General features: G+C 64.3%; 2 protein-coding genes. Both read right to left on the reverse strand.

Features of this window, described 5'->3' with window-relative positions; translation table 11 throughout:
* Window positions 1–170: 170 nt before the first annotated feature.
* Window positions 171–2,915 carry a preprotein translocase subunit SecA gene (gene secA / locus Q0319_RS18585; protein ID WP_296470500.1) on the reverse strand — a complete coding sequence of 915 codons (2,745 nt, stop codon included), beginning with the start codon at window positions 2,913–2,915 and terminating at the stop codon, window positions 171–173.
* Between the two features lie 170 nt (window positions 2,916–3,085).
* Window positions 3,086–4,060 (reverse strand): tripartite tricarboxylate transporter substrate-binding protein, encoded by a 975-nt coding sequence (locus Q0319_RS18590; RefSeq protein WP_299455089.1) that lies wholly within the window; start codon window positions 4,058–4,060, stop codon window positions 3,086–3,088.
* Window positions 4,061–4,132 lie beyond the last annotated feature (72 nt).

The following is a 4,132-nucleotide window of genomic DNA, read 5'->3' on the forward strand; positions in this document are numbered from 1 at the left end:
CACGCGCACGGAATTCGAGCGCTGGAGCCGCGTCATCAAGACCGAGGGCATCAGCCCGGAATGATGGGCATGGGGCCACGGCGCTGAACACACAAGCGGACCTGCGCAAAGAAAAAAGCCTCCGGTTTCGGAGGCTTTTTTGTCGCCGCACTGGCTGCCGCGTTACGGGCTCAGCCGAGCTTGCCGTGGCAGTGCTTGTACTTCTTGCCACTGCCGCAGGGGCATGGCTCGTTGCGGCCCACCTTGCGCATGACGTTCTGCACCGTCCCGGCGGCGCCGTGCGATGCGGTATTGGCGTTCGCCGCGGCCAGCGCTTCGTCGTAGTCGGAATGGTGGTACTGCACGTTCTGAACTTGCGGCGCCTCTTGTTCCGCCTGCTCGACCTGCTCTGCCGTTTGCACGCGCACCGTCATCAGCACCTTGATCACATCGTTGCGGATGCGGTCGAGCATGTTGGAGAACAGCTCGAAGGCCTCGCGCTTGTATTCCTGCTTGGGGTTCTTCTGCGCATAGCCGCGCAGGTGGATGCCCTGGCGCAGGTGATCCAGCATCGCGAGATGCTCGCGCCAATGGGTGTCGATGTACTGCAGCAGGATCGAGCGTTCGAACTGATTCCACATCTCGGCGCCCACCAGGGCGACCTTGGCCTCGTAGGCCTCGGTGGCAGCCTTCAGGACCCGTTCGAGCAGGTCTTCGTCCGTCAGGTTGGCTTCGCTCTCGAGCATGGAGGCGAGCGGCAGCTGGATCTGCCAATCCAACTCCAGCGTCTTCTCCAACCCGGGGACGTCCCACTGTTCTTCGACCGAGTCTTCGGGTATGTACTGGCGGAACACCTCGGTGAAGGTGGCGTTGCGCAAATTGGCGATCATGTCGCCGACCGACTCGGCCTCCAGCACCTCGTTGCGCTGCGCATAGACGACCTTGCGCTGGTCGTTGGCGACGTCGTCGTATTCGAGCAGCTGCTTGCGAATGTCAAAGTTGCGGGCTTCGACCTTGCGTTGCGCCGACTCGATGGAGCGGGTCACCATCCCGGCCTCGATGGGTTCGCCCTCGGGCAGCTTGAGCCGTTCCATGATGGCCCGCACGCGATCCCCGGCGAAGATGCGCATGAGCGGATCTTCCAGCGACAGGTAGAAGCGCGAGGAACCCGGGTCGCCCTGGCGTCCGGCGCGGCCGCGCAGCTGGTTGTCGATGCGGCGGGATTCGTGGCGCTCGGTGCCGATGATGCGCAGGCCACCGGCGGCCTTGACCTGCTCGTTCAGCGGTTTCCACTCTTCGCGCACCTTGGCGATGCGGGCGGCCTTCTCCTCTTCGCTCAGGGTTTCGTCGGCACGGATCAGGTCCACCTGCTTGTCGACGCTGCCGCCCAGCACGATGTCGGTACCGCGGCCCGCCATGTTGGTGGCGATGGTGATGCGGCCGGGCTTGCCGGCTTCTGCCACGATCTCGGCCTCGCGGGCATGGTGCTTCGCGTTCAGGACCTCATGCTTGAGCCCGGCCTGGGTCAGCATGGCCGACAGCAGCTCGGAGTTCTCGATGCTGGTGGTCCCCACCAGCACGGGCTGGCCACGCTTCTGGCAGTCGCGGATGTCTTCCAGAATGGCGTTGTACTTTTCGCGCGCCGTCTTGAAGACCTGGTCGTTCTGATCCACGCGGATCATGGGCCGGTTGGTCGGAATGATGACGGTTTCGAGCCGGTAGATTTCCTGGAACTCGTAGGCTTCCGTGTCGGCCGTACCGGTCATGCCGGCCAGCTTCTCGTACATCCGGAAGTAGTTCTGGAAGGTAATCGAGGCCAGCGTCTGGTTTTCGTTCTGGATCTTGACCCCTTCCTTGGCCTCGACCGCCTGGTGCAGGCCGTCGGACCAGCGGCGGCCGACCATCAGGCGCCCGGTGAACTCGTCGACGATGATGACTTCACCGTTCTGCACCACATAGTGCTGGTCGCGGAAGAACAGGTTGTGTGCCCGCAGGGCAGCCATCAGGTGGTGCATCAAGCTGATGTGGCGCGGGTCGTACAACGACTCGCCCGGCGGCAGCAAGCCTTGGCGCTCCAGGATCTGCTCGGCCTTTTCGTGGCCGGCCTCGGACAAGTAGACCTGGCGGTTTTTCTCGTCCACCCAGAAGTCGCCCGGAGGCTCGGGTTCGTTCGGCTTGGGTTCGGACGGCATCCGGGTGAGCAGCGGCGGCACCGCGTTCATCCGGATGTAGAGCTCGGTGTGGTCCTCGGCCTGGCCGGAGATGATCAACGGCGTGCGGGCCTCGTCGATCAGGATGGAGTCCACCTCGTCGACCACCGCATAGAACAGCGATCGCTGGCGCCGATCCTCCACGCGGTATTCCATGTTGTCGCGCAGGTAATCGAACCCGAACTCGTTGTTCGTTCCGTAGGTGATGTCTGCCTGATACGCAGCCTTCTTTTCCTCGTTGGGTTGCTGCGAAACCACCACCCCGACGCTCAACCCGAGGAAACGGTATAGCCGCCCCATCCAGGCGGCATCGCGCTGGGCCAGGTAGTCGTTGACCGTCACCACGTGCACGCCCCGGCCGGCCAGCGCGTTCAGGTAGACGGGCAGCGTCGCCACCAGCGTCTTGCCTTCGCCGGTACGCATTTCAGCGATGCGGCCGGTATGCAGGACGATCCCGCCCAGCAACTGGACGTCGAAGTGGCGCATGCCCAGCACCCGCTTGCCGGCTTCGCGGACGACCGCAAAGGCTTCGGGCAGGAGGTCGTCGAGCGACTCTCCGTTTTGATAGCGTTGCTTGAACTCTTGCGTGCGGGCTGCAAGTTGCTCGTCGCTGAGTGCGGCGGTCTGGGGCTCCAGCGCGTTGATGCGACTGACCAACTTGCCGAACTGCTTCAACAACCGGTCATTGCGGCTGCCGAAAATTTTCTTGAGCAGAGAGGAAACCATGCGCGATTTTTGCAAGCAACCAGGACGCCAGGCTCATGCCTGGCCTCCCAGCCGGGATATGGGATAAGCCAGCCAGTTTAGCACCGTGGGAGGCGCTTGAATCGCACATCCCCGCGGGCCGGGCAACCCGGCCCGTCCGGGTCCGGCGGCGGCACGGCCCACCGGGGGCCTTAATCCCGGGTCAGCTTGGCCTCCTTGACGATGCGCGCCATCAGTTGCCGGTCTTCGGCGAACAGTTTGGAGAACGCATCGACGCCCATGGCGTCGGGCGCCACGCCCTGGGTGGCCAGGCGTTCCTGGATGACCGGCAGCTTCAGGACCTTGGCGACCGCGGCGTTGATCTTCTCCACCGTGGCTGGCGGCATACCGGCCGGCCCCAGCAGCCCGAACCACGATTCGAATACATAGGAAGGCAACCCCGCCCTGGCGACGGGCGGCACGTCCGGCAGCAGCGGCGAGGGCTGGCTGGACGTCACGCCTATGATCCGCAGCCGCTTGTCCTGCAGATAGGCGCCTACCCCCGCATTGGGCACGATAACCGCCTGCGCCCGCCCGCCGGCCACGTCGTTGGCGGCTTCCTGGGTCGACTTATAGGGAATGTGCAGCATGTCCAGCCCGGCGGCGCTGAGGAAATAGGCCATGGCCAGGTGCGTGGAGCTGCCGATCCCCGCCGATCCGTAGTTGAGCTCGCCGGGGCGCTTCCTGGCGTAGTTAATGAACTCGGCCACGTTCTTGGCCGGCAGGTTCCCGTTGATCATCAGCACATAGCTTTGCGTGCCGATATTGGCCACCGGCTGGAACTCCTTGATCGGATCATAGTGCGGCTTGGCGCCCAGCTCCGCGGTGACGAAGTGGCTGGAAGCGGCCATGAGCAACGTGCGGCCGTCGGGCTCGGCGCGCGCCACAGCGGCGGTGCCGATCGCGCCGCCCGCACCGGGCCGGCTTTCGATGATGATCGTCTGGCCCAGCTCCTGGCCCAGCTCCTGGCCCAGCTCCTGGTAAAAGGTGCGCGCCAGCAGTTCACGCGCGCCGCCGGGTGCGAACGGAACGATGATGCGGGTCACCTGTCCGCCCATCTGGGCCTGCGCCGGGTACGGCGAAACAACGGCCGCCATGCAGGCGGCCAGGATTGCGATCCATTTCATGGTGTCTCCTGAGGTTCTCGAAACTCGAAGATCGGAAGAGCGTCGTGTAGGGAAAGAGTGTAGATCTCGGTG

Source organism: uncultured Pigmentiphaga sp., assembly GCF_937950555.1.
Lineage (GTDB): Bacteria > Pseudomonadota > Gammaproteobacteria > Burkholderiales > Burkholderiaceae_B > Pigmentiphaga.

Excerpts from the sequence above, each read along its gene's own strand:
- Q0319_RS18590 (WP_299455089.1), bottom strand. The coding sequence starts at position 4,060 with ATGAAATGGATCGCAATCCTGGCCGCCTGCATGGCGGCCGTTGTTTCG.
- secA (WP_296470500.1), bottom strand. The coding sequence starts at position 2,915 with ATGGTTTCCTCTCTGCTCAAGAAAATTTTCGGCAGCCGCAATGACCGG.